The sequence below is a fragment of the Ignavibacteria bacterium genome (genome assembly GCA_017302895.1).
GTDB lineage: Bacteria > Bacteroidota > Ignavibacteria > Ignavibacteriales > Ignavibacteriaceae > UTCHB3.
This window is the reverse complement of record JAFLBV010000001.1, coordinates 920500-946179: the sequence shown is the minus strand read 5'-3', so window position 1 is coordinate 946179 and position 25680 is coordinate 920500. Positions and strand designations below refer to the sequence as shown.

The following is a 25680-nucleotide window of genomic DNA, read 5'->3' as shown; positions in this document are numbered from 1 at the left end:
TCCGTCCGCTTATTTGATTAGAGCAAATTTGCCGATGTGTTCTCCGACATTCGGTGCATCAACATGATAAATGTAAACACCGTATGCAGCGTCCATACCGTCATCTGTAACAAGGTTCCAGGAAATGCTGCCATCAAGATAGGTCGAGTTTTTATAAAGAGTCTTTATAAGCTGACCTGTGATGGTGTAGATCCTGACCGTACATTCACTCGGAAGATTTACAAAATCGATCTTCCTGTCTCCTCTACCGGTGGAATTGAGATTTCTTCTTTCCCATGAAGCAGCGCCAAGATATGGATTTGGTACTACATCAATTTTACCAAGCTGTCCTTTGGCAAGACTGTTGTCTACTCCGGCTGACTTGGTGGAGAAAAGGATTTTATCACCTTTCTTGAACGGTTTCTTTGTTGTGATCCGGTATTTGTCATTTGCAGCGGGATAAACCAGCGGAGCATTTGGATCAGCAGGCACATCGTAGGAGAGGTTCCATGCAAATCTAATATTTGCAGGTACAGGTGAACCCTGGAATTCGAGTATCTGTATCTGATCACCAATCGAAAGATCCTTCGAACCGTCATTGTCTTTTACGGCAACCTTGGAATATTTTTGTTCAGTGTTGTTCCAGACTTTCAAATTCAGAGGGAATTTTGTATAAAGTGGTGGTGACTGAATAAAACATGTATCCTGTGGTGTATCGTAGAAAGTGATTTCATAGTCAGCGGGCCATGCAATACCTCTTACAGGGGTCGGATCGGGAGTTACCAGCATCGTAAGATTACTCTTTCCGGTTACCCAACCTGTCAGTGTATCTCTCAGAGAGACAACCGAATCATTCAATACGGAGATTGCAAGTCCGTCGAATGGAGGGCCAATTCTCTCGGCTCCAAAGTAGGAGGAATCGACTGTGAAAAGTGTATCAACAACTCCGTTGTAGGATTTTATGACTTTATAAGAAAGAGTCTTGTAAAGCGGATAGGTGATTGTCGAATTGAATTCAACATCGTATGACGCACCGTTCTTAACTGCCGAAGGATCGAGAACTGTCACATTCAAAGCACCGGAACCGATACCCTGATTAACATTCTTGATGTCTCCGACTATGTTTGGAGGAATATATCCGGCAGCCGGTGCATTAGGAACTATGACCGCACAATTGATATCCACAAATTGCAGATTACCGGCGAAATCTTCTGTAATGATTTTTGTGCACTCGGAGGGTTGCAATCCGGCTGTACCGAAATTCGGATCTCCCATATCGTAGGAAACGAGAGCGTAATAGTATTTCTGTCCGTTATTCACATCGTTATCAATATAGGAATATCGCAAACCTGAGTTGTCGCCTCTCCAGAAATGAGCTCCATTGATGCCGACAGGATCGGGACCTTTGATACTGTCTTTAAGGTCAAACTGTGCAATCGGCTTCCAGTATTTTGTTGAGCCTTTCGAATCGGTGATAAGTTTGATATCATTAAATTCCGGTTCCTGACTTCTGTAAATGAGGTAGCCTTCGAAATCCTTCTTGTAACCCTTGGTCGGATCGTTATTCTGGAACCCGAGGAAAGGATCGCGTGATTCTTCAGCTATGTTGTCCCAGTAAAGATAAACCTTTCCATCACCGGGAACAGCAGTAAGCTTTGGTTTCAACGGAGGTTTCGAGAAGTTGTAGTTCGAGTTGTATATCTGCTGAACTGTCTCTTTGTTGAACATGATGTCGTTCAGGTCTTCGCCGAAAAGGAGAGCCATCGAGAATCTCTCTCTTAGACCCTGCTGAAGCGGGAAAGGACCGGAAGCAAAAACCATACTGATGTTTGCTCTCTGGAGCGAGGTATCGAAGGTTCCTGCTGACATCTTCAGCCACATCGCTTCATCATCTTTGGGCCAGCCACCGCCTGTACCACCCTGACCAAGTCTGTAGAGTGAAACCGCAGTAAGACCTATCTGATCAGATTCGTCTTTATCTGTTTTATCGAAATTTGGCTCGCCATCGGTAGGTATTCCGTCGCCTTCGCCTTCGTCGGGTCCGGTATATTGTCTGTCATAAGGACCAACACCGTCTTTTCCAACATCATCGTTCAACGGTTCATTGTCTGTAGCATCCCATTTGCCGTTGCCGTTAAGGTCGGTATATCTGACCCAGTCGCCATCGTTATCGATGTTGTCGTCTCTTTTTTCATCTGTGAGACCATCCTGGTCATTATCTATCGCATCATAACCGTTACCCGGGCTTTCGAGATATGCATATCCGTAATAGCCGGTTTTCCAGCTGTCTGGAAGACCGAGACCGTTGTTGTCATAGCAATAAGCCATGTCAAGTTTCAGATCGAATGAGGCGTTGTCATCTTCAGAGTCATCTGTTCCACCCACACCGCAGTCGGTATAGAAGCCGAAGAGGGTTTTTGGGTAGTTGTAATCTGAAATGTTCACGATGTCGTAATGCCAGAAAATAATGTCTTCTGCGAGTACATGTGACCACTGGAACCCTCTTACTTCAACTCTTATTCCGAGACCGCCACGGTTGGTATCCGCTGCAATCGGTTTAAAAAAGAAGGGATTTCTCATGAATTCCTTGTCCTTCGAATCATCCATGACAAAGAAAGTCTCGAAATCAGAGTTTAAAACTCCTCTTCCGAAATAACCGTACCAGTAACCATCCCACTCGGGTGTTAGATTAAGAGCAGGGGGCCAGAATTTAGGCCATGAGGTTGGATCGGTATTAATTGAAGGTTTCTTCGACGAAGAATTGTTGTAGCCGGGAACGGGTTCAAATCCCCAGATTTCACCTGTTACAGGGTCTTTATCCATCCATTCACGATAAGAAGTCTGGAGGGGGTGCACTATCTGTCCTGTACCGGGAGCGGTTATTTCGGAAGAAATAAGCACGCTTACACCGTCGAGGTATGAGTGTCCCGATCCTTTTGGCCATTCACCCGAAGGCTGGTAGGGCCACTGACCGACTTCACCGTTGTTGTAGAAGAGAGTTCTTACCTGATTTCCATCCATCACTCCTTCTCTTCTAAAGGAAATGTTGCCGTACTGATCGTTACGGTAACGCTGGGTGGAAGGGGATACCTGTGCAAAAACCAGTTCGGTAAGGAGCACAAGGGAAATTATAAATATTTTCTTTAACATTCTGAAGCTCCGGGAATTAAAAATCGAAACCAATTCCAACTCTGATCTCTCTTGGTGTCGAGTACATCGAAGGATTGTTAATGTATTCTTCAATAGTGTTCAAACCGATCACATCGACAGCGTACTGAGTGTTCAGGTCCGCATTGGCTCTTCCGGTTGTTCCGTAAACACCAAACTCATTTTTGATATCCAATGCGTTATAGATGGAGATGTAAGTTCTTACATTGACACCGAAAACATTGAATATTTTGTCTGCTCTTATATCAAGATTGAAATAAGTTGGTTTTATTCCACCATTTTCGAAACGGACACCTTTTGAGATCTTTGGATCTTCTGTGTAAGGCATACCTGAACCATACTGGAATATAGCACCTACTGTCCAGTCACCCGGTACACCGACATTGACACTCAGGTTGAATGTATGTCTCTGATCCCAGCTAAGAGGAACAACAGTTTTCGATTCTTCAATCGGTGGATTAGTCTGATTCTTGTTGTAAACTGCATAAGGATCAGAGGAATTGCCTTCGGCTATCTGATATGTGTAATCAAGTTTTGCGCTGAAGTAGTTTGAGAATCTCTTGTCGAGAACGAGTACAAGACCTCTTACATTTGCGTAATCTCTGTTGATGAATCGTGCATATTTGAATCCTTCATAGGTATTCACGATTTCCATTCCGAGCCAGTTTCTGATGTCTCTGTAATATAGAGACATATTCAGGGAGATATCCTCGAAAAGTGCCTGTTGAAGACCTATTTCATAGATGATATTCTTTTCAGCATTCAGATCGGGATTTCCGACAACCGTATTCAGGCTGTTACCCGGTCTTACAATGAAGTCGGGGTTCTGGTAGAGATTTTCGAATGAAGGAATCTTGAAGAAATGTCCATAAGAGAATCTGATGATACCACGGTCGGTAATCGGGAATGAAGCGCCGAGTCTCGGACTTACCTGCCACTTGGCATCGGCATCAATCCACTGGTCTGCACCGGGGAATGAAGCGTTGCGGGTCGGATTCTGTTTATTAACGGGCATTCTTGCATTTGATTTGAAGTAATCGAATCTGACACCTGCGTTTATGATCATGATGTCATATTCCATTTTATCCTGGATGTAAGCCGACACTTCAAGCGGTTTACGGGAGTATTCGATATTCGAACCCTGATCGGACATGGTACCTACAGCCGGATATCCGGGAGTAAAGATTACATTTCCGAGAGAGTCAATTTGACCGTCTGTCAGATTAACAAGGTCGTAATTGTGATTGTAGATCTCATGTTGTCTTGCTTCAATTCCCAAACCGATCTTGTGCTCTTTCGAGACCTGTGAAGAGAGGGAGTATTGTGCAACATAAGTTCTTGTTGTTCTGTAATATCTTCCACCCTGGTTTCCACCCGAACGGAATGTATAGTCCGAAAGGGCGATACCCTGGCTTGGGCTTACATATCTGGGGTCGAAAGGATCTTCATAAAGATAACCTTCAAACTTGTAGTTGTTAACCGAGAACTTAAGAGCATGGTTTGTAGAAGATGAGAGATAATTTGTTATCTGGAAATTTTGTATCCAGTCATCTCCGTAATTGGTCATAACACCATCAGGTGTCCATGAAAATCCGTGATCATATCCTTTGCTCTTTGTTTTATCCCAAAAGATCGAGTAAGTGAATGCGACAGTCGGGAGAGCATAAGTAAGTTTTGCGTTTAGTGAATATTTGGTATAAGGATTCATCGAAACATATTCCCCGTCACCTGTGTTGCGGGGTATCCAGAAAGATTTGTCAGCAGGATTTGGATAGAAGGGGACATCATCTGTTACATTATAAACTCTTTTCCCGTAAAGATGTCCAATATTATCAAAATATCGCCCTGTTACGAAGAAGTAAAGATTCGGTACAGGCGAAATTGGTCCGCTGAATGTCAATTGGAAATTTTTCTGTGCGAGACGGTCAATTTTGTCAAGATTCCTGAAAATTGAGCTGTGGGTTGTTACAAAATTACCCACATAAGCTGAAAAATCTGTTCTGAATTTGTTTGAACCACCTTCGGTTACAATATTAACCACACCGGAAAGTGCCTGTCCGTACTCGGCATTAAATGTACCGGTTATAACCTCCATCTGCCTGATGGATGCATTTTCCACTTCAATATTGAAGCCTCCGTTAAACGGGTCGGTAACCGAAACACCATCTATCAGGTAGGCAACATCGTTCGATCTTCCACCTCTGAAGTGACCGTCTATAACACCAGCCTGAAGATTAACTATCTGGCTGACATTTTCCACGGGCATCATTTTAATGTCGTCGGAAGAAATCGTTACCGAGGTGGAGGTAAGATCCTTCTGCACGAGTGGTCTGTCTGAAGTGATAACCACTTCCTTGTCAAGTGTAATGCCTGCATTTTTCAACTTTACATCGATGTTCGTTGTAAGGTCAATCTTTACAAGCACTTTTTCCATAATGGTTTTTTGATAACCAACCGCGGTAAAAATCACCCGGTAGGTTCCCGGTGGGACATTATTGATGGCGTAGTATCCGTCTGCATCTGCGACACCACCGAGAAATGTACCCTCGAGAACAGCCGTAGCACCAATAATCGGCTCGCCTGTCTTCTCGTCCATCACTCTGCCGGATATCTTGCCTGTCACACCACCGTAGGCGATATCAGTACCAATAATGCAGAGCAACAAGAACACTGCTGCATAAATATTATTATAAAAATGGTTTGTTTTTTGTCTCATCGGAATATCCAATAGTTATCTGATCAAAACGATGAGTGCAGAAGCACGGCGCTTCTGCACTCACGGGGAGAAATGCTACTTTACAAGCATCATCTTATTTATTTTCGTGAATGATCCACTTTCAAGTTTGTAGAAATAAATTCCACTTGAAAGGAGGGAAGCATCAAACTTAACCGAATAAACACCGGCTGCCTGATCCTGATTTACAAGGCTTGCAACTTCTTTTCCAAGGACATCGTAAACTTTAAGGGTTACGAGACCCGGTTTTTCAATCGCATACTTGATTGTAGTGCTTGGATTGAAAGGATTTGGATAGTTCTGAGCAAGAATGTAGCTGTCAGCAGTCAGTTCGAGATCATTGATGCCGGTTGGCTCCCAAAGGTTGCCTATCCAGGTATATATCCATCTTGAAACATCCTGATACGACTTGTCTTCGTTGTATGGTGAGTAGGTCATGATACCTTCTCTTGTGTTGGTTGCATCTGCATCGTTCAAAGCGAAATCGATAGGAATTCTGAAACCTTCTCTTGGAACGAATGTAAGATCGCCGCCATGGAGAGCGAGATCTGCAAGGCTGATACGGCATTCAACAATGTAACCTGAAGGGAATTTCTCTTCCCAATAGTAGTTGGCACCTTTACCGATAAGACTGTCAGTTCCGGCTGAACCATCGATAAGAACGCGGTTCCATGCGAATCTGAAGTGGTAATCAGGCTGCGCACCTCTCTGATATGAAGTGTGCGGCATTCCGCGCCAGTTGTAAAGACCGATATAGAGATCAGGACAATCGTTCAAGTATGATGATCCTTGTGCATTTGGAACCACGATATCATCATCGACATCAAATGCGATATACATATACTGGTTGTCCATTGCAACATAAGCTTTGGCCGAACAGTCAGCATCACCACTGATTGTAGTGTTGGTTACAAGGTGACCTGTACCGTCAGAAAGGTACATTCTGAATGGAGCGATTTGCTGCCATTCAGCGAGGTTACCATCAGCAACAAAGTTTGTGGGAGCATTAAGTGAAATTGTAGGTCTTCCTTTTGCTGTGTTGGTAATAGCTGAGGAGTTCTGACTTACAACACTCTTGTTGCCTGCAAAGTCTTTACATGTTACTGCATAGTAATATGTAACTGCCTGGTTTGTGTTTGGAGCGAGAAGGATGTGCTCGAAAAGCTGAGCATTCTCTGCAACACCGAGTTTCACAACTTCAACACCGGGTGCTGTAAGATCGGTAATCGGGTTCTTTGAATAATATACATCGTAGGTTTCGCCTGTTTCACCCGGAACATCAAGCCAGGTAACAACATTCTGGAATGTTCCTGCAAAAGCCGCAACACTTTGTGGTGCACTTGGAGCAATAACATCAAATTTAGGATTGCCTGTCCACCAGTCTGTTATCCAGACTACTGTTCCGGCGACACCCGAAGCTTCTGCCATGATCTGAACAACATTCACCTGAGTTGAATCGAAAAATGTTGTGTTATCCTGGAAAGCCATCTCCCTTAACGGGAATGAGTAACTGTGCCACTGATCATCAGCAACAGGTGTGAATACTGTACCTTTTTTACCGCCGCCGCCTTCGAGCTGAACTCTGAGCGCACCGGTTCCGGCAGGACATTTCAGTTTTATCTTCATGCTGTCCACCATCCATGAACTTCCGAGGTTGAAGACAGGGCTAACATTAAATCCTGTACCTGTCCATCCGTTACCCCATTCATTTCCCTGGGTCCATTTTGCAGCGTTGCTGTTTGGAACAGGGCCGGCACCGGCAACCACTTCAAGATTCGACTGTCCCCAGTTGAAACCTGAAAGATTACCCATGAACTGTAAACCGTTAAAGAAAACTGCAGGTACTGATCTGTTACCAAATCTTCTGAAACCGTCAAATCTTACTGTAAGTGAATCTGCAGGAAGGTTGGTTCCTGGTGTGTAACCTGAAGTGATTGCACCGATGTTGAACCCAACGATATGATCCCAGTCAAGTTCCTGGTTGTTCCAGAAATTGTTTGGTCCACCGCCCCATCCTGAAGGGAAAATAACAAAACCGGAATCTGATGGAGTCTGGCTTCCGTCTGTGCAGAGGAGTTTGATTGGTATTTTCAACTCTACCCAGTCACTCTGAGCGTCGAGAATGGTGGTATGTTCAAATACCCATTCTTCAAGAGTTGCACCATCATTAGGCCTGTCTGCAATGTGGATTCTGAATACCATGTTTACAGGAATTGTAGGAGGTGTAACCACCTTAATCCACAAAGCCAGTGAATCGGTAGCTGACCAGTCATAATACTGACCGGCAGGAAGTCTTTTAATCAACTGTCCATAGCTACCCCATTCGTGAACAGCACCGATCACAAATTTGATATCTCCCGCTGCTGCACCTTCTTTTTTGTCGGCAGTATTGACAGTGTAGTCCATACGACTCGTGTTTCCCTCAATGGAGAACTGATAGGTCGTATCTTCTCTAAGATTATTATCAAAGCTTTCTATGATCTGCGGAATTGCAGAGGTGGAAAGTCCGATAACAAAAAGAATTGATAGTACGATTCTTTTCATGTGTTTTACCTCAATAATGTGGTTTTTGGTTAATGAAATTTTGGTTTTCTTAAATTCTTTTCTCTATGACCAGATACTCCACAATCCGAGTATCATGATCAACACGATTGCAGAAAGAACAAAACTGGGACTAAGAGTATGTGTCTTTATAATATTTGAAAAACCCGCCGCCATTTCCCTGCCGCTTTCCCGGAATGAATTCTTAAATTGAACAGCAAAAGGGTTTGTGTCTTTACTCTTGCCTGTATTCAGACCCATGATCATTGCTACACTGATAATGAAGAGAAAGAGAGAGAAATGGAGAAAATTTATCGCCAGAACAGCTTCAAAAAATGAATGAAGTGCGACTCCGTTGGTTTGGAGCAACTCAAGCACCAGACGGCTAAGTCCAAGAGACTCCGTTACCGAAAGGGTAATAATCGCAGTACGCGAATTCATCTTCCCGGAAAACAATCCAAACAGAAATACCGCAGTAATCGGAGGACTAACAAATGACTGCACACTCTGTAAAAACAGATACAATTGCGAACTTACAATCTTCACCAAAGGAACTATGAGGATTGCAGCTATTACTGCTGTTGTGGTAGCAAGTCTGCCCACGAGCACAAGCTTCCTCTCATTTGTCTCGGGATATTTCAACTTGTAATAATCGTTTGTAAAGAGAATTGCGATACTGTTGAAAGCACCGGAGAGTGAGGACATGATTGCAGCCAAAAGCCCTGCAATGACCAGCCCTTTTAATCCTACAGGGAGTATGTTTCCATTGATTAAAGCAGAGTAGGCACCGTCACCTCTCGACTCGGGATATAAAATTGCGGCGAAAAGACCGGGGAGCACTAAAATAAAAATGGGGAGTAGTTTGAAAGTTGCAGCGAGGAGAGAACCTTTTCTTGCGTCTTCGACAGATCTTGCACTGAGCATTCTCTGTACCATGTACTGATCGGTACACCAGTACCAAAATGCGATAACGGGAGCCCCGAAAACGATGCCTGTCCAGGGATAATCGTTATCGGAGGATGATTTGAACATCGTGAAAAAATCGGCGGGAAGTTTTGAATATAATCCATCTATCCCGCCAACTGCTATGAAACCAAGTATTGAGAGAATTACCGCACCCGTAATAAAGATTATTCCCTGAAATGTCTGTGTCTTTATTACTGCGTGTGCCCCGCCTATAACGGTATACAGCCCGGTAATAAGAACTATCAGAATGGAAGATGCGTAAATATTGAGACCGAAAATGTTGTAGAAAAGAATTCCTGCCGCAAACAGCGACACAAGAATCTTTGTGAGGATGTAGATTACAATTGAGAAGGCTGCAAACAGCTTCCTCATTCGTACATCGAAATTTAACCCCAGAAATTCGGGAACTGTAAACACCCCCGATTTGAAATAGACAGGAGCGAGAAACCAGCCCGCAAACAGTAGAGTGAAAATTGCCATCAATTCAAACTGTCCGACTGCCAGTCCCCTGAGCGATCCTGCACCGGCAAGACCTATGAAATGCTCACTCGAAATATTAGTGGCAAATATCGACAGACCTATCGCGATCCAGCCGGTGTTTCTTCCCGCGAGGAAGTAGCCGCTGTAGCTTTCGTCATTCTTCTTCGAATAATAGAATCCGATACTTAATACCACGATCAAGTAGAGAACTATTACAAAAGCATCTAAATAGGTAAATGTGTTGGGCATCTGTTAAATTGTTTGTGCAATTTTGAAGATGCACAAATCGTGCCAACACTAATTTCCGTAATAACAAAGGAATAATTATCAAAAGTGAGAATTCATCCCCGACAGAAAGTGGCCACTATTATTATTTTAATAAAGATATTTTATCAAAATGATAAATTACCTGGCTTTCACATCCTGCTTCAATCCCAACTCCTTCATCATCCTGTAGTAATTTGGAGGAGCAAGTCCCATTTTCTTCGCAGCATCCGAGTCGGAGACAGAGTGAATTCTGACAAAATTAAAGTACCGCTCTCTGAATATCCTTTCGGCATCCTTGAGATCGAGGATTTTCTCTGCATTGAAAAGGTCCTTTAAAGTGTCGTTATCCGAGAGGACATCGAACATCATCCCGAGCGCCTTTGTAGCTTCAATTGGTGAAATGACCTTGTCAGAACTGAAAAGTACCCTCTGAACCACATTTTTTAGTTCCCTCACATTGCCCGGCCACTCATACCGGGTGAAAATTTGCATGGTTTCGGACGGAATGTGGGGTTTCTCCCTCCCCATATCCACACTGTTGTTGTGGAGGAAATGATGGATTAACAGAGGAATGTCTTCCACTCTCTTCTTTAAATCGGGAACAATAACAGGCAGCACATTCAATCTGTAGTAAAGGTCTTCCCTGAACCGTCTGTCCCTTACTTCCTGCTCAATATTCCTGTTTGTTGCGGCAATAACTCTTACATCAACTTTTACAGTCTCGGTTCTGCCGATTTTTTCTATCTCACCCTCCTGAATCACCCTGAGGAGTTTAACCTGTGCAGTCAGGGGAAGTTCAGTTATTTCATCGAGGAAGATTGTTCCGTGATTTGCGATCTCAAAAAGTCCCGGTTTTTTCTTGTCGGCTCCAGTAAAAGCTCCCTTTTCGTACCCAAAAAGCTCACTTTCAACAAGCTGTTCGGGAAGACTTCCGCAGTTGACCACCACAAAGTTCTCATACTTTCTGTCACTTCGGTAATGAATATTGTGAGCAACAAGTTCTTTTCCCGTACCCGAAGCACCCTTTATCAGGATGTTGATGTTGCTTTTTGCCAGCCTCAAAATGTCTTCTTTAAGCGATGTCATCAGGGGGGAGTCGCCGATTATTCTCCTCTGATGGAGAATATCTTCCACATTCCTTTTGATTTTTTGCAGGGATCGCATCCGTTCCCTCTCGAGCCAGCTTTTTTCATGGGCATTAAAGATACTCAGAATGAAATCGGTCGGCTGGTAGATGTAATCATCGATATCACCGGGATATTTGGTACAGTACCAGAACGCACCTGCCTTGATAAGTTTATTGGCAAAGTGATAATCTGTCAGATTTATCGTCATTTTTGTAATAACAATAATCTGGATTGACTGGTCGACTGTCTTAATCTTATGAATCAGTTCCTCACCCATCAGACCGCCCGAAATCTGGTAGTCCATAATCACTATATCGATTTTCCCTTTATTTGTCTCAAGGTACTCGAGTGCCGCTTTTCCGTTCGAGACATAATGAACAATCTCCATCTTGTCGGAAAACGGTTGGACTGTCTTTTTCACCCTTCTCACATCGAATTCTTCATCTTCAATCAGAAGGATACTTATATTTTTATCTTGAAAAATCATTACACTCTCCGGATGGTGTTAGCAGTGTTTTATTGTAATTGTAAATTGGCATCCTCTTTCAGGAAGGTTTTCGACATCGAGTTCCCACCCGCAACGCCTTGTCATTTCCCAGGCGATGTAGCAACCGTATCCAGAATTTCGCAATCCCTGGGTTTTTGTCGTGGTGTTTTCCACAAAAATCATCTTTAACCCGTTCTCATTTGCTTCAAGAAGATGCTGGTCTATTCCTTTCCCGTTGTCGCGAATAATCAGTCTGGAGCATTTTGCCGGTTCATCGTGGATGGTCTGAACCGTAATGATGAGTCCCGATTCAGAACCGTGATCAATGCTGTTTTGTATCAGTGGCTCAACAATTTCCCAGACGACGAACTCGTTTACATTAACTACAGGTAAATTTTGTTCCAATTCACAATTTATCTTAAATGCGTCGGATTCTGTGGAAGTACGGCGGAAGATGTTATCCACTATGAAAGTGACCACTTCGTTCAGATTTGTTCTGAAAATCTGATTCCTGATCGTCTGGATCGGGGGTTCGTACCACTTCATGTCATAGATTACACGGGATACGAAATTGGAATATTTGGTTACCCTGTATTTTATTTCATCGCTGTTCCCTGCCTCGAGTTTCCGAAGGTCTTCCTTGATGAATCCCATTATTTTTTCGGCTTTGTGATGGGTATGATATATCCTCTTCGTAAAAATCAGTTCATTTTCATAGTTTATCTGCTTTTTCAGATTCTTTTCGTGCTCTTCAAAAAGAAGGTTTTGTGTTTCATCCCTCTCCTTTACAGTATAGGAAGAGATAAAATACATTGCCAGCAGACCCAGCGTAATCAGGGAAAGGTAAATAACAGAAGTTTCATCATAACTGCTGATCACCTGATCGCTGATGGTACTGAAATCAGGTGAGATGAGCATATAGATGGCTCCAATAAATTCGCCCCTGATCACAAACGGGACGAATATATGGAAGGTTTGTTTGTCCGGTATTACACTTTTTATCCTCTCAGTTGTCTTAAGTTCCTCCTCAACGGATTTGTATAAGCTTATCACCCCATTGTCTGCAGTCGATACCTTTGACGGAAATTTCTTTTCAATAAGCGCTGAATAGAGGGTTTTCCCGTCGTTGATGCTGTATATTTCACTGCCATCGTGCACAATCAGGAAAAGTTTGTCGACATTATGGGTAAGCTGTTGCTGGCTGAATATGATATCGAACGACTGAATCACCTGCCTCTCCCGCTCAGGTTCGAGGTTTGTGGCAGGATTCACGGATTCCACAGCAAGTTCTATTGCGGTCGCAGTCAGATTGGCGATCTCTTCAGCCGACTCTTTCTGATACCAGTCCTGAGTGGTATCCAAAAAGTTTTTAATGGAAGACTTGTTGATAAAGGAAACTATCAACTGAAAAGAGAAGAGTATAATAAAAAGGACAGTGACATGCCTGAACTCGAAGTGGTACTCTTTTATCTTGTCAGAAAACTTCTGTTTCATGAATTACTCATTTTAATTTCAGATCTTTCTTGATACCTGTAACTGTTGCATCTCCGCTTTTATTGTTTTTTATTGCATCGTTAAGGTGTTTCACAATAATGTCCGACAAACCGGTATAATCTTCAAATATCGGTCGGTGAACGCCCGATTCAAACAATTTGGCGTAGAATGTCAGTTCCGGATGTCGTTTGATAAATTCTGCATCTTCATAAACCGATCTCTTCACAGGCAGTACATTTCCTTCTTCATAGTGAAATTTTTGATTCTCATCAGTTAGCAGATAATTAACAAACCTGACAACCTCGGGGATGTTATCGGAAAATTTTGAGATCATCAGATTCCAGCCCCCGAAAACATAAGCCGGCTTACTTCCTGAAATGTGTGGAAGTGGTACCGCCTTTACTTTACTTCTGTACTCTTCTTTCAGTGCCGTTGTTGACGGGCTCAGAAAACCGGGCCAGCCCCTCAGAGCAAACCCCTCGTTGTCGAAATAATATTGATAGCTCTGGTTTTCTTTTAACCCGGAAACCACAACCGGTGAAATCTTTGACTTGTGAACGAGATCGACCAGGAACTGAACAGCCTCTCCGGCAACTTTGTCATTTTTGCTGATATTGTCGTTTTTCAGATTGATCTGGTTGTTCATATTAGCCATTATTTCCACGAAACTGCACATAAGCCCTTCATATTCATCTGCCTGAAAAATGTAAAAAGGTTTGTTTCTCCTGTTATTGGCATCATCAACCAGACTTCTTAACTCGATGAACCGTTCCCAGGTGATCGATTCTGCAAGTTCCTTTTCAAATACTTCATAACCCGGCACCTTCTTCAGAAGATCATCCCTGTAGAACATTACTGCAATGTCAAAATAGAGTGGAATTGCGACAAGTGAGTCACTCGTGTAACTTGTCGGCAGGAAGTGCGGCATGATGTCGCCAACCAGATTGGAATCGAGTAACCGGTTCAACGGTAAAGCCCACCTTGAGAATCTTGGAACCCAAATGATATCAACGCTGAAAAGATCTATCCTGCTGCTTTTACTTCTCAGATATCTCGCTAAAAGCTCTTTTCTCTCGTTTGTGCTGAATTTGTCGAAAGAGAGGTCTATCGTCTCAACCCTGATCCTGCCGCGGTATACGGTGTTAAATTTATTAATTATCTTTTGAAGCGCCGGGGAAATGTTGTCTGCGTAATAGATTACCTTCTCCGATTTCTTGAGATTTTCATCATAAGAGACCGGAGAAAAGATAAAAACGATAAGGACAAAAACCGTTACGAGAACCGTACTCGCCACGATATAAAAGATCTTTTCAAGATTCATGGAATTTCCGCAAACTTTTAGTGCAAATATAGAATATTAATTTTCCTCTTTTCCCACCGATTTTATTCGTCTGTTTTCACCGGGATTATTATTTTGATAAGCAAAAATTATCAAATTAATAAAAACGAACAGCAGCGCGTGAAATAATAATACAAAAATAATGCCTAAAGTGAATTAAACAATTCGGGCACAGTTATTGCGTAGATATTATCTTTGTTAAAAGTACTTTCAGTCTTTCTATTGGAGAAAAAATGGCAACCATGGTTACTAATGCCGGCAAAACAAAAAGCAGCGGAAGCAATAAAAATTATCTTCCCGAACTGAGTATTCTTACATCCCTCTTTTTTATGTGGGGATTCCTCACATGTCTGAACGATATTCTCATTCCTCATCTGAAGAATGTTTTCTCACTCAGTTATACTGAGTCGATGCTGGTACAGTTTACTTTTTTCCTTGCTTATTTCCTCGTCTCCCTCCCATCGGGGAAACTGGTCGAAAAGGTGGGCTATAAAAAAGGTATCGTTCTCGGTCTCCTTATTGCCGGTGTGGGCACTTTAATTTTTTATCCCGCAGCGGGCATGAGGTCATATCCTGTTTTCCTGCTGGCATTTTTTATCCTCGCCGCAGGCATCACACTCCTTCAAGTGGCAGCAAATCCTTATGTTACCATTCTTGGTAAACCTGAGACAGCTTCATCAAGATTGAATTTAACACAGGCTTTCAATTCACTCGGAACAACAGTTGCCCCTTACTTCGGGTCTTTGCTTATTCTCTCTACAGCAGTAAAGTCTTCAGAAGAAATGGCAAAGATGGCTCCTGCACAACTCGAACTGTACAAGGCAGCCGAGGCAGCCGCTGTTCAAACTCCTTATCTTGGTCTCGCAGCAGTTCTTATTCTCCTTTCTGCTGTCTTCGCCTACATTAAACTTCCCCAAATAGAAGCCGGAAGTGTTGAATCCGATGACGGCGTAAAGCAAAGTTATGACGATCTTCACCCGAGTGCATGGGGATATAAACACCTGATCCTCGGAGCAGTTGGAATCTTTGTTTATGTAGGTGCAGAAGTGGCGATTGGCAGCTTCCTTGTAAACTATTTTGTTACCCTCGATAAAACCCTCGCCGAAGTGGATGCAGGAAAACTTGTTTCCTTCTACTGGGGTGGTGCAATGGTTGGAAGATTCATAGGCTCTGCCGTTCAAAGGAAAATCAATCCGGGACAGGTTCTTGGTTTCAATGCAGTAGCAGCAGCAGTTCTCGTGGTTGTTTCCATGCTTACAGATGGACAAATTGCAATCTGGTCGATCCTCCTCGTCGGACTTTTTAACTCGATCATGTTTCCGACCATCTTCTCACTCGCTATTAAAGGTCTGGGTAAACATACCGGACAGGCATCTGGTATTCTTTGCATGGCAATAGTTGGTGGAGCTCTTATCCCTGTTGTTCAGGGTGCAATTGCCGATTCAATCGGAATCCATCACGCATTTATCCTTCCTGTTATTTGTTATGCTTTCATCGCCTTCTATGGCGTGAAAGGAAGTGTTCCCACATTCGAAAAACAGGCACGGTAGAGGCTGACGGTGAAATATCTTCTCTTTGTCTTATTGATAATTTCTTTTGGCACTTTGAATGCACAAGGAACGGGTTATTTTTCCACAAAAGGGAAGGAAATTGTTGACCCGCAGGGAAAGCCGGTTCTCCTGAAGGGAATCGGGCTTGGAAACTGGCTCGTTCCTGAAGGATACATGTTTAAGTTTGACAAAGTGAGTTCACCACGGCTGATAACCGACCTCTTCAGGGTTCTTTTGGGTGAGGCGGAGGCGGAAAAATTCTGGAACAGATTCAGAGCCGACTACATCACCCGCGAGGATATCAAATTCATAAAGGAATGCGGATTCAATTCGATCCGCATTCCCTTTAATTACAGACTCTTTGTTTCCGAAGCCCCTTACCATGAACTAAAAGGTGTCGGTTATGCCCTGCTCGACAGTGCCGTAAAATGGTGCAAGGAGTTCAACCTCCCCGTGGTTCTCGACATGCACTGCGCCCCGGGCGGTCAAACAGGTGACAATATCGACGACAGCTACGGCTATCCTTTCCTTTTTGAGTCAGAAGAAAATATCCTCCTCACAGAACGGATTTGGGTAAAACTCGCCGAAATCTACAAAAACGAAAAAATTGTAATCGGTTATGATCTCCTAAACGAACCGATTGCCCACTATTTCGACAAGGATAAACTGAACCCTTTGCTTGAGCCCTTCTTCGTTCGATTGACATCCGCGATCAGAAAAGTCGATAAAAACCATATAATTTTCATTGCCGGTGCACAATGGAACAGTAATTTTTCCGTTTTTGGCAAACCCTTTGACGACAATCTGGTTTATACTTTCCACAAATACTGGACTCCCCCCACAAAAGATGTAATCATTGACTACATCAACTACGGTCAAAAATATAATGTACCGATATGGCTGGGTGAGTCGGGTGAAAACACAAACGAGTGGATTAACGATTTTCGTATTGTTCTTGAGAAGGAAAATATCGGCTGGTGCTTCTGGCCCTACAAAAAAATGGAGAGCACCCGTGGAGTAGTCTCGATATCAGCACCCGAAGGATACGAGAGTGTCATCGATTTTGCCAAAAATTTTGATATCTCCTATGGGTATATTAGGGATGCAAAAATTGATTATTCAAAAATGAAAACGGTTTTTAACCTGTACCTCGAGAATATTAAACTGAAAAACTGCACAATCAACAAAGAATACCTGAAAGCACTCGGATTGAAATAGATGTTCAAATCCCTCTCCATTTTTTTATTCTGCATCGCGTTATCCTCTGCATTTGCCCAGGATAACTCCGCCATTTTAGCAGAAATCGGCTCTGACAAAATAACATCGAACGAATTTAAATTCAGATATGAACTCTCTCCTTTTGTCTCACACAAAAACGGATGGAATAAAGATTCCCTAAAGGCTGATTTTCTCTATTCAATGATAGCTGAAAAGCTCTGGTATCTTGAGGCTCTCGATAGAGGACTTGACCGTGCGGAGAATTTCAAATTCTATTTTAACCCCGTAAGAGACATCTATTTACGCGATGCCCTGTTCAAAAAAGAAGTGGAATCTGCTATTGTCATCTCACCTGATGATATCACACACGGTATTTTTAAAGCGGGCAGAACCCTTAAAACAACAGCGATAGTATCGAAGGATTCTTCTCTGATCTACGAGTTCCACTCACTAATCTCGAATAAAGCCGTATCTGTCGATTCCATCTTAAGACTGCCAAGGTTTGCTTCAATCGCACAAAATCCTTTTGAAGTGGAACTGGGCACCCTGATGGATGAGGAAGTCGAGAACCTCCTTTTTAGTCTGAAACCGGGAGAATTTACATCCCCGATCAACAGTGAAGCTGGTAGAATAGTATTTTTGATCAAAGATATTATCAGTAAACCACTGGATTTGACTGACAGCAAAACCTCCCAACAGATCAAACAAAAAATCAAAGAACGGCGGGCGATGCACAGAACCCGTGACTACATGAGGGAATTGATTGCAGGAATCACAATTAATATCGACGAAAAAAGTTTTCGAAAAACCGGTGATGCGATATTTAAGGTACTCACACAATCAGCAGTCAATGGCAAACCGGCAGCGGACTCTTCACGAATTCTGACTGACGGTGAATTCGCCTCAGTGAAATCCATTCTCGGTGAGGACGGCTTGAAACAGCCGCTTTTTAGCTTAAAATCAAAAACTGTAACCGTTTGGGATTTCCTTGCAAATCTCGCGTTCGAAGAACACAGATTCAACCTAACAAATAAGAAAATACTCCTGCAAAAGCTTAACAAGCTTGTTAAAGACTTTGTGCAGCAGCAAATTCTCACCTCTGAAGCCGAAAAACAGGGACTTGAAGCCTTGCCGGAGATTCAAAAGGAATTTGTGTCATGGAAGCAGAACATCCTCTCACAGATGCTAAAAGTCTCCTTCCTCGACTCAACAAGGGTATCCGATCAGGAAATTGAAGATTATTACAGAAAAGATGTTCTCAAGGACAAAGATTTTCTCCTTGTAAACCTGCAGCTCATCACCGTAAATAACCTTGAAGAGATTGAAACCATTCTGAACTCTACCGGTAAGGAGAAATCGTTTGATCAGATAGTCCGCGGGTACGGAAAGACCGATCCGCTTGTGAATGAATCAGGTGAAACAGGACTGAAGCCTGCCATCTTTCTTGGAGATATTGGCATAATCGCTGCCAAACTTGAACTGAATCAGCTTTATGGACCAATTAAAAGAGGGGATGGATATTCACTTCTGATGGTAAAAGAAAAGCGGGCTATGAACGATTCACTCAAGATTGATTTCGAAAACTCAAAAGAACTGCTTCGAGGCTACCTTTTCCAGAAAAAGCTGAACGAATTCATCTCGAAAAAAACGGTTGAACTGTCAGCGAAATACAACGCAAAAGCTTACGAAAACCGTATTAAGGATATCAAAACCACTGATGTTGTCATGTTTGTTCATCGCCTCATGGGATTTGGCGGCAGAGTTTCAGGAGTTCCACTTCTCGACAACTGGGCAGATTTTATCGATATCAAGGAACTAAAAAGAGAGCTGATTCCTTAAAGATTCAATAACAGTCTCTTTCATTCTTTCTGTTTTACAACCACTAATGTAAGATCATCTTTGAGTGCGGTTTCTCCCCTCCACTTTTCTGCGGATCTAAGAATTGCGCCAAGAATTTGTTCTGCGTTCTCTGTCCCGGAATTACACAGAACAGGTTGGATTGACTCTATTCCCCACAATTCGTCTTTTCCGTTGAACAATTCCATCAATCCGTCACTCATAATAACCAGCACATCACCACTCTGGAACTCAATTTCTTCCATCGAATAAGGGAAGTCCAAAACAGCACCCAGTGGCATCGCCTTGATTATGCGGTTTTCCACGGTTCCCGTTTCTTTCCTGAAAATCAGAATTGGCGGCATCCCCGCGGATGTGTAGATGATTTTTCCATCTCTTATATTAACAAGTGACAGACACATCGTCAGCATCTTCAGATTCATGTTCTTGATGGCGATGTTGGCTCTTTTTAAGATTTCCAAAAGAGATGCTTTCCCGGAGAGCACATTCAAAAGACCTTTTGTTGCAATTACCATGTTTCCGGCTTTAAGTCCGTGCCCGGTAGCATCACCGACCGCGATTGTAAGTGATCCGTCTTCCTGCGGAAAGAAATCATAGTAATCGCCCCCCACTTCAGTTGCTGTCTGGAGGTATACCGCAATTTCAAGACCCGGAACTTCCGGTATCTTTTTCGGCAGCAGTGATAGCTGAAGTTCTCTCGCAGATTCCAGTTCCTTGCTCTGTCGTGCGTTTTCAGCCTCGATTAATCGTCTCTCAAGCTCCAGTCCGGCAGCAATTCTTTCCTGTTCGAGTGCTTTTTCCGAGAGGGATTTTACATTTTCCAGTTGAATTTTCAGATCTTTGTTGACATAGGCAAAATTGTAGGAAAGATACAGCGACATGGCAGCGATCAGTCCAAGCACACCAAAAACATAAACCTGGTTCGATCCGAAGAAGCGGGTCTCGACAAAGCCGTAGTCGAGCAGAATCTGGTATCCGACAAAAAATACCAGGATGGCAAATCCCGCAAACGATATCCATCCCCCCTTTCGGGAAGTTTTTATGTCACTTTTAAGTATGGAATAACCAAGGTCTGCCATGGAGATGCCGAAAAATATATAGTTTGCCGTGGAAATGTTCCCAACAGGTCTGAGATATGCCCAGATTGCAAGACAAATAAAACCAGCGACATAGACAATCCAACGACGGGGAAACTTTACTCTGCAAATGCTCCATGATGAAAAAAGCCCAAAAAGAACTGCAAATGGTACTGCGATCGAATTCAAACGGTAATAGAATATCACCAAAGAGGGGTCGGTAACTACCTGCTTCTCATATCCGAACCATGTGACTCCCGCAAGTCCGAGAAGGCTTAGTGAATAAAATAAATTTTGTCTCTGCCCCGGGTAAAAAACATAGAGAAAGAAGTGAAGAATAAACAGAATAAAAGGAACCATCGAAAAGAAAGTCTGATTGAAAGTGTATCTTTTTGCATCGGTGAGGAGTTTGTTTATAGTCTCTTCGATCGGGAACAACTTTATGATGAACCCTGCATCAAAATTCAGATTTGTGAGTTCCTCCTGATCATGATTCTCATAACGGACTGCAATCAGGTGCTCCCTTTGCCAGTCGAGTTGCAGCTCCTTAATCTCAGTCATCAACCATGTTTCGCTTCTGCTGTCAGCTTTTGACGCCGAGTTGACAGGATGAATCAACCTTCCATTATAGTAAACATCGCTCCTCCCAAGCTGAAACAAAGAGAGACCCAAAGTTTTTCCATAAAGTGTGGAGTCGATTATGAAATTAAATCTGAACCACCCCGTTCCCTTCCATTCTCTCGTTTCAGAGCTGTCTGGCAGAAGCATTGAATTGGCTCTCTTCCAGGTTCTGTCATCCACTCCGGGAAGAGCCCATTTTGGGTTGTCAACCGGATTGTATTTTCCACTAAAATTGAGATCAACCGACCTTTTCCCCGGAAAAAATCTTGATTCCGAAAGTTTCAGAGTATCACCCGAGAAATCATTCAACCAGCCATTTAGTTTTATATTGATCGTTGTATCTCCCTGAGGAACCAGCGGGTAATCCTGAAATGGCAATCCGGATTTGTCTGTTGCCTCCCTCCACCAGTCACCCGCCGTAAACTTGAACCGGATTTTCTCACCCTTTACAACATTGAAAGTCTTCACCCACTGAGTGTCGTTCAGTCTGTCCAGCTTCACTTTTCCGGCATCCCATTCACCCAGATACTTTGCATCCCCTGAAATATACACCTGATCATTTTTAATCGATTCATCAACCGTTACAACAATTTTTAGCTTTTGAAAAACCGGTTGTTCTCCACCACAGGAAGTGATTATAAGAGAAAAGAGAATTACCGGAATAAAGAGAATTTTTTTTATCATATTCTGATGAGTGCCTGGTCTATGAATGATTGTCAGTTGTGAATTAATACCGGTTTCCATTCCGAAACAATTGCTGAATCATCTTGATTAACTGTTTTTTGCTTTCAATTAATCTGAATAACCAAAACTATCCTTGCGGATTGTATCCTAAATGGAAGAATGGAATAATTTGATTAAGTTTCCCTCCATATTTTTTCAGATTAAGTACTGTAAATTAATAATGAACTATGATTATCTTATTATCGGCGGTGGAATTGTCGGCGCTGCCACTGCTTATTCAATTCTTAAAAAGAAACCCGGCAGCAGACTTCTCCTTATCGAAAAGGGCGACTCCCTCTCACAACATCAAACAGGCAACAACAGCGGAGTAATCCACTCGGGTCTCTACTACAAACCCGGCTCGTTAAAAGCCCGAAACTGCACAATCGGCAGGGAAATGATGTATAAATTCTGCGAAGAACACAACATTTACCACGAGAGATGCGGCAAGGTGGTGGTTGCCATCTCAAAAGAGGAGGTTCCACGACTCAATGACATCGAAGCCCGCGGAAGGGCAAACGGACTTGAGGGAATTAAGCGACTTTCGATCGATGAAATCCGCCGGTACGAGCCTCACTGTGCAGGAATAGACGGCCTGTTTGTTCCCCAAACGGGAATTGTTGATTACAGAAATGTTGTGGCAAAGCTTGCGGAACTGATAACCGGTCTCGGCGGTGAAATCAAACTGAATTGTGAATTTATTGTCCTCAAAACATCGGGAGATGAGTTGATTGCCCAAACCACAAAAGGCGACATTTCTACCCGTTTTTTGGTTAATTGTGGCGGTCTCCATTCAGATGTGATTGCGAAACAATGTGGCGTCGATCCTGAGATAAAGATAATCCCCTTCCGTGGTGAATATTATAAACTCGCTGCTTCGAAAGAATACCTCGTCGAGAATCTTATCTATCCCGTTCCCGACCCGGCATTTCCGTTTCTTGGGGTACACTTCACCCGAATGGCAAAGGGAGGGGTGGAAGCAGGACCAAATGCCGTACCCGCTTTCAAGCGCGAGGGATATAGTTGGGCAGACTTCAGTATGAGCGACACGATCGAATTTCTCACATTCCCCGGTTACCTCAAAATGAGCGCCAAGTATGCAACAATGGGTATGAAGGAGATTTTCCGCTCGTTGAACAAAACTGCATTTACAGAAGCACTTCAAAAACTGCTGCCAGAAATTCAGGAAGAAGACCTCGTAAAAGGGGGAGCCGGAGTAAGAGCCCAGGCACTCGACAGGAATGGCAAACTGCTTGATGATTTTTATTTAAAGCACACGAAAAACATGCTGCATGTGTTGAATGCTCCTTCACCTGCGGCTACTGCTTCATTGAGTATTGGAGAGTATATAGCAGAAGAAGTGTTTAAGTAGAACGGGGGAGAGATTATCCCCCGATCATCTCCGATTCAACGATATTAATTCCATGTTTTCCGGCGAGTGTGGCATCGATCATTGCCTTTGCAACAGCAGAGCCCTGAACCGGTTTGTATCTTTTCAGACTGCCGAAGAAGAGAAACCCAAAAACCTTAAAGAAAAACTCTCCGATTTTTTCTCCCGGTCTCGATTCTCCTCTGTTACCAAGAAGAAGTGACGGTCTGAAAATATGGACAGCGTCAAATCCCAATTTTGAAACCGCTGACTCCATCTCTCCTTTTGTTCGCAGATAGAAATTGGAAGTGCCGGTTTTCGCTCTGACAGAACTGACAACACAAAACTGTTTAACCCCGTTTCTTGCAGCCGTCGATGCAAAATCAACCACAAACTGATAATCAATCTTACGGAATGCATCCTGTGACCCCGCTTTTTTAATCGTGGTTCCCATTGCACAAAACAGAACATCTCCCTTGAGCAGCTCCTTGTATGTCTGAGGATCATCAAAGTTTATGACATGCTCTCTCAGTTTTGGATGGGTAATTCCCGTGCTTTTTCTCACCAAAACAGCAACCTCGTCATATCCGGAATTGTCCAAAAGCTGCCTGACAAGTTCCTTTCCTATGAGTCCTGTTGCGCCGATAACGATTGCTTTCATATAATAGCTCGATAATTGAAACAGTTTTTAAGAAGTAATTTCTTCAATATTAAAATAAATAATTCAAAATTCAATATGGTATGGAACAATGAAATTAAACCAAAAGTAAAAGAAAAAGGTCATTTCAGATAAAAAATAAACTTAAGCATTTCCAAATTTCTTTTGCTAAAATTTGATTAATTTTAATCATATTTGGGTATTACTTTAATTTTTTTTAATCGTTGTATTGTCTTTCGGGGAAACGGTCTTTATAATTTCCCCTTCTTTTAATAATTTCAACCAATTGGAGTACCCGATGAAGTTCATCGTATTATTTTTAATCGCAACGGTTTCCGTTTTTACGCAGGATTTTATTCCTAATTCTGAACAGTTTCAGACTTACGTTATTGATAAAATGCGCGATAACAAAGTTAAAAGAGTCGATATTACGACTTATGAAACAGATGCTTATTTCAAACCTCTCTCTGACAAAGCCAAATATGTTTACAGCTACGACTACGACCGGAATGGTATGCTCGTTTTGGCTGATTACTATAACATTTCGCAAGACATCAGAGTTGAGACCTCTTACGCTTACACAGAAGGAGGCACTCTCGAAAGTATCGTCTCCATCCAGACCGAATATGGCTCTTCAGGGAATCCGTTTGTTACAACCACAACCTGGTGGGCAACCATAACTGACGGCAGAATTGAGTATATAACCAAATATGTTTCAAGCGGTTCAGACAATAATGCTAATTCAACAGTTCCAAATAAATACATCTTTACTTATGATGCAAACGGGACACTCCTCACCATTCTCGATTCATCAACTGATCCTCAGTCAGGAGTCCCAAACACACTTTACGAGATGAATGTTCGCGGGGATGTACTTACCAAATCTTCAGATAACCAGGTGACCAATTATTTCTACGATAACAGAGGCAATCTGTTTCAGGAAATCATGGATATAAATGGTTCCAGATATGTAACCACATATGACTATGACATGGATGGAAATCTTTTATCCATTGGTGTCGATGGCAGTACTGATTCGTTCTACTGGTCAGCTCAGAACGATGCCATAGGTCTTCCTGTAAATGCATATTCGACATTTACCTCAAAGACAGACAAAAGCAAGATATACGAGTGGAATACATACACCTACACTTTCTATTGAAAAAAAGCCTCCGGGCTTTAGTTTTCGCAGCATTTTTTATTCCCTCTCTCACGGGTCAGGATTTCATTCCTTATGATATGAAATACTCACAGAAGGAGTGGGATTATTATGCTTCAAATAAAATAGTTACAGAAAAGATTACCCGATATTCAACAGGGAAAAATTTTATTCCCGACGGCAAACCGGTGGACAGGAAGATTTTCACCTGTTCACCGGATGGCAGGCTGGTATCTGCTGTTACCATCGATTCCACAGGCGAGAGAGTGGATTCTTTTTTCTACTATGCAAAAGGGAATTTCAGAAGAATCACCTCACACACCAGAAATTCCAAGGGTTTTGATCCAATCAAAACCCTTCAGTTTATCAATCAGTCAGGAAAATCACCTTCTGAAGTGCTGGTATTTACTCATTCTTCCCCAGACGGTCTTCCATCAGCAACTTACCTGTACGATTACAGTGAAGATAAAAGGAAAGTGGAGATTCTCTTCATGAACCTGACAGACAGTTCAGTGATTGATACATCGTACATTGAGTATGATAATTCCGGAAGGAAAACGAAGAAGTGGAGCCGACAGGAAAGCACAGAATTCAAATATGACGCTGCCGGCAATCTGATTGAGAAAAAGGAAGTGACAAAAGCAGGAACCGCCATCACAAAATATACACTTAACAATTCCGGAAGACCTGTAAAGATAGCAGAATCATCTCCGGGACAAACCACCACATCCGAACTCCTCTATAACATGAATGGAATCCTGATCCTCACGAAAACCAAAATTGATTCAGGCAAAACCTCCCCCGAAAAATACGAAATCGAAATCAGAGAGATCAGCTATTAGCTATGAGGTAGTAACGATGAGCTGT

At 42.7% G+C, this 25680-nt stretch carries 15 protein-coding genes; 6 read left to right on the top strand and 9 right to left on the bottom strand.

Going from position 1 to position 25680, the window contains the following annotated elements:
- Positions 1 to 9 precede the first annotated feature (9 nt).
- The 7 genes from J0L60_03645 to J0L60_03615 form a co-directional block, all read right to left on the bottom strand.
- The gene (locus J0L60_03645) at positions 10 to 3129 is read right to left on the bottom strand and encodes a hypothetical protein (protein ID MBN8545206.1); all 3120 of its coding nucleotides are present in this window, start codon (positions 3127 to 3129) and stop codon (positions 10 to 12) included.
- Positions 3130 to 3145: 16 nt separating this feature from the next.
- Complete coding sequence (locus tag J0L60_03640) at positions 3146 to 5863, bottom strand: TonB-dependent receptor (protein ID MBN8545205.1); 2718 nt, start codon at positions 5861 to 5863, stop codon at positions 3146 to 3148.
- Positions 5864 to 5938: 75 nt separating this feature from the next.
- Positions 5939 to 6319: a T9SS type A sorting domain-containing protein gene (locus J0L60_03635; protein ID MBN8545204.1), complete on the bottom strand. Its 381-nt coding sequence runs from the start codon at positions 6317 to 6319 to the stop codon at positions 5939 to 5941.
- 2169 nt (positions 6320 to 8488) lie between these two features.
- Positions 8489 to 10117: a sodium/solute symporter gene (locus J0L60_03630; GenBank protein MBN8545203.1), complete on the bottom strand. Its 1629-nt coding sequence runs from the start codon at positions 10115 to 10117 to the stop codon at positions 8489 to 8491.
- Between the two features lie 156 nt (positions 10118 to 10273).
- On the bottom strand, positions 10274 to 11749 hold the full coding sequence (locus J0L60_03625) for a sigma-54-dependent Fis family transcriptional regulator (protein MBN8545202.1): 1476 nt from the start codon (positions 11747 to 11749) through the stop codon (positions 10274 to 10276).
- Between the two features lie 18 nt (positions 11750 to 11767).
- On the bottom strand, positions 11768 to 13243 hold the full coding sequence (locus tag J0L60_03620) for an ATP-binding protein (GenBank protein MBN8545201.1): 1476 nt from the start codon (positions 13241 to 13243) through the stop codon (positions 11768 to 11770).
- 7 nt (positions 13244 to 13250) lie between these two features.
- Positions 13251 to 14564: an extracellular solute-binding protein gene (locus tag J0L60_03615; protein ID MBN8545200.1), complete on the bottom strand. Its 1314-nt coding sequence runs from the start codon at positions 14562 to 14564 to the stop codon at positions 13251 to 13253.
- 251 nt (positions 14565 to 14815) lie between these two features.
- Between J0L60_03615 and fucP the strand changes: the two genes are divergently transcribed.
- From fucP to J0L60_03600, 3 genes are read left to right on the top strand one after another with little or no spacing between them, the layout of a single operon-like run.
- Positions 14816 to 16132: an L-fucose:H+ symporter permease gene (fucP, locus tag J0L60_03610; GenBank protein MBN8545199.1), complete on the top strand. Its 1317-nt coding sequence runs from the start codon at positions 14816 to 14818 to the stop codon at positions 16130 to 16132.
- A gap of 9 nt (positions 16133 to 16141) precedes the next feature.
- Positions 16142 to 17350 carry a cellulase family glycosylhydrolase gene (locus J0L60_03605; protein MBN8545198.1) on the top strand — a complete coding sequence of 403 codons (1209 nt, stop codon included), beginning with the start codon at positions 16142 to 16144 and terminating at the stop codon, positions 17348 to 17350.
- Entirely contained in the window at positions 17351 to 19189 is a 1839-nt protein-coding gene (locus J0L60_03600) for a hypothetical protein (protein ID MBN8545197.1), read from the top strand. It begins immediately after the preceding gene.
- Between the two features lie 20 nt (positions 19190 to 19209).
- Here the strand turns inward: J0L60_03600 and J0L60_03595 are convergent, their stop codons facing one another.
- Entirely contained in the window at positions 19210 to 21588 is a 2379-nt protein-coding gene (locus tag J0L60_03595) for a SpoIIE family protein phosphatase (GenBank protein ID MBN8545196.1), read from the bottom strand.
- A gap of 220 nt (positions 21589 to 21808) precedes the next feature.
- On the opposite strand from J0L60_03595, the gene lhgO reads away from it, so the two are divergent.
- On the top strand, positions 21809 to 22999 hold the full coding sequence (lhgO, locus tag J0L60_03590) for an L-2-hydroxyglutarate oxidase (GenBank protein MBN8545195.1): 1191 nt from the start codon (positions 21809 to 21811) through the stop codon (positions 22997 to 22999).
- 13 nt (positions 23000 to 23012) lie between these two features.
- On the opposite strand, the gene J0L60_03585 is transcribed toward lhgO, so the two are convergent.
- Positions 23013 to 23657 (bottom strand): NAD(P)H-binding protein, encoded by a 645-nt coding sequence (locus tag J0L60_03585; protein ID MBN8545194.1) that lies wholly within the window; start codon positions 23655 to 23657, stop codon positions 23013 to 23015.
- Between the two features lie 394 nt (positions 23658 to 24051).
- Here J0L60_03585 and J0L60_03580 point away from each other — a divergent pair, with 394 nt between their 5' ends.
- Together J0L60_03580 and J0L60_03575 are read left to right on the top strand one after the other, a co-directional pair.
- Positions 24052 to 24816, top strand: a complete 765-nt coding sequence (locus J0L60_03580) for a hypothetical protein (protein MBN8545193.1) — start codon at positions 24052 to 24054, stop codon at positions 24814 to 24816.
- Positions 24813 to 25655: a hypothetical protein gene (locus J0L60_03575; protein MBN8545192.1), complete on the top strand. Its 843-nt coding sequence runs from the start codon at positions 24813 to 24815 to the stop codon at positions 25653 to 25655. Before J0L60_03580 ends, J0L60_03575 begins: the two co-directional genes overlap by 4 nt.
- The last annotated feature ends 25 nt before the right edge of the window (positions 25656 to 25680 follow it).

Bases quoted from the DNA above. Each gene is read 5' to 3' on its own strand.
- J0L60_03645 (MBN8545206.1), bottom strand. From the start codon at position 3,129: ATGTTAAAGAAAATATTTATAATTTCCCTTGTGCTCCTTACCGAACTG.
- J0L60_03640 (MBN8545205.1), bottom strand. From the start codon at position 5,863: ATGAGACAAAAAACAAACCATTTTTATAATAATATTTATGCAGCAGTG.
- J0L60_03635 (MBN8545204.1), bottom strand. From the start codon at position 6,319: ATGACCTACTCACCATACAACGAAGACAAGTCGTATCAGGATGTTTCA.
- J0L60_03630 (MBN8545203.1), bottom strand. From the start codon at position 10,117: ATGCCCAACACATTTACCTATTTAGATGCTTTTGTAATAGTTCTCTAC.
- J0L60_03625 (MBN8545202.1), bottom strand. From the start codon at position 11,749: ATGATTTTTCAAGATAAAAATATAAGTATCCTTCTGATTGAAGATGAA.
- J0L60_03620 (MBN8545201.1), bottom strand. From the start codon at position 13,243: ATGAAACAGAAGTTTTCTGACAAGATAAAAGAGTACCACTTCGAGTTC.
- J0L60_03615 (MBN8545200.1), bottom strand. From the start codon at position 14,564: ATGAATCTTGAAAAGATCTTTTATATCGTGGCGAGTACGGTTCTCGTA.
- fucP (MBN8545199.1), top strand. From the start codon at position 14,816: ATGGCAACCATGGTTACTAATGCCGGCAAAACAAAAAGCAGCGGAAGC.
- J0L60_03600 (MBN8545197.1), top strand. From the start codon at position 17,351: ATGTTCAAATCCCTCTCCATTTTTTTATTCTGCATCGCGTTATCCTCT.
- J0L60_03595 (MBN8545196.1), bottom strand. From the start codon at position 21,588: ATGATAAAAAAAATTCTCTTTATTCCGGTAATTCTCTTTTCTCTTATA.
- lhgO (MBN8545195.1), top strand. From the start codon at position 21,809: ATGAACTATGATTATCTTATTATCGGCGGTGGAATTGTCGGCGCTGCC.
- J0L60_03585 (MBN8545194.1), bottom strand. From the start codon at position 23,657: ATGAAAGCAATCGTTATCGGCGCAACAGGACTCATAGGAAAGGAACTT.
- J0L60_03580 (MBN8545193.1), top strand. From the start codon at position 24,052: ATGCGCGATAACAAAGTTAAAAGAGTCGATATTACGACTTATGAAACA.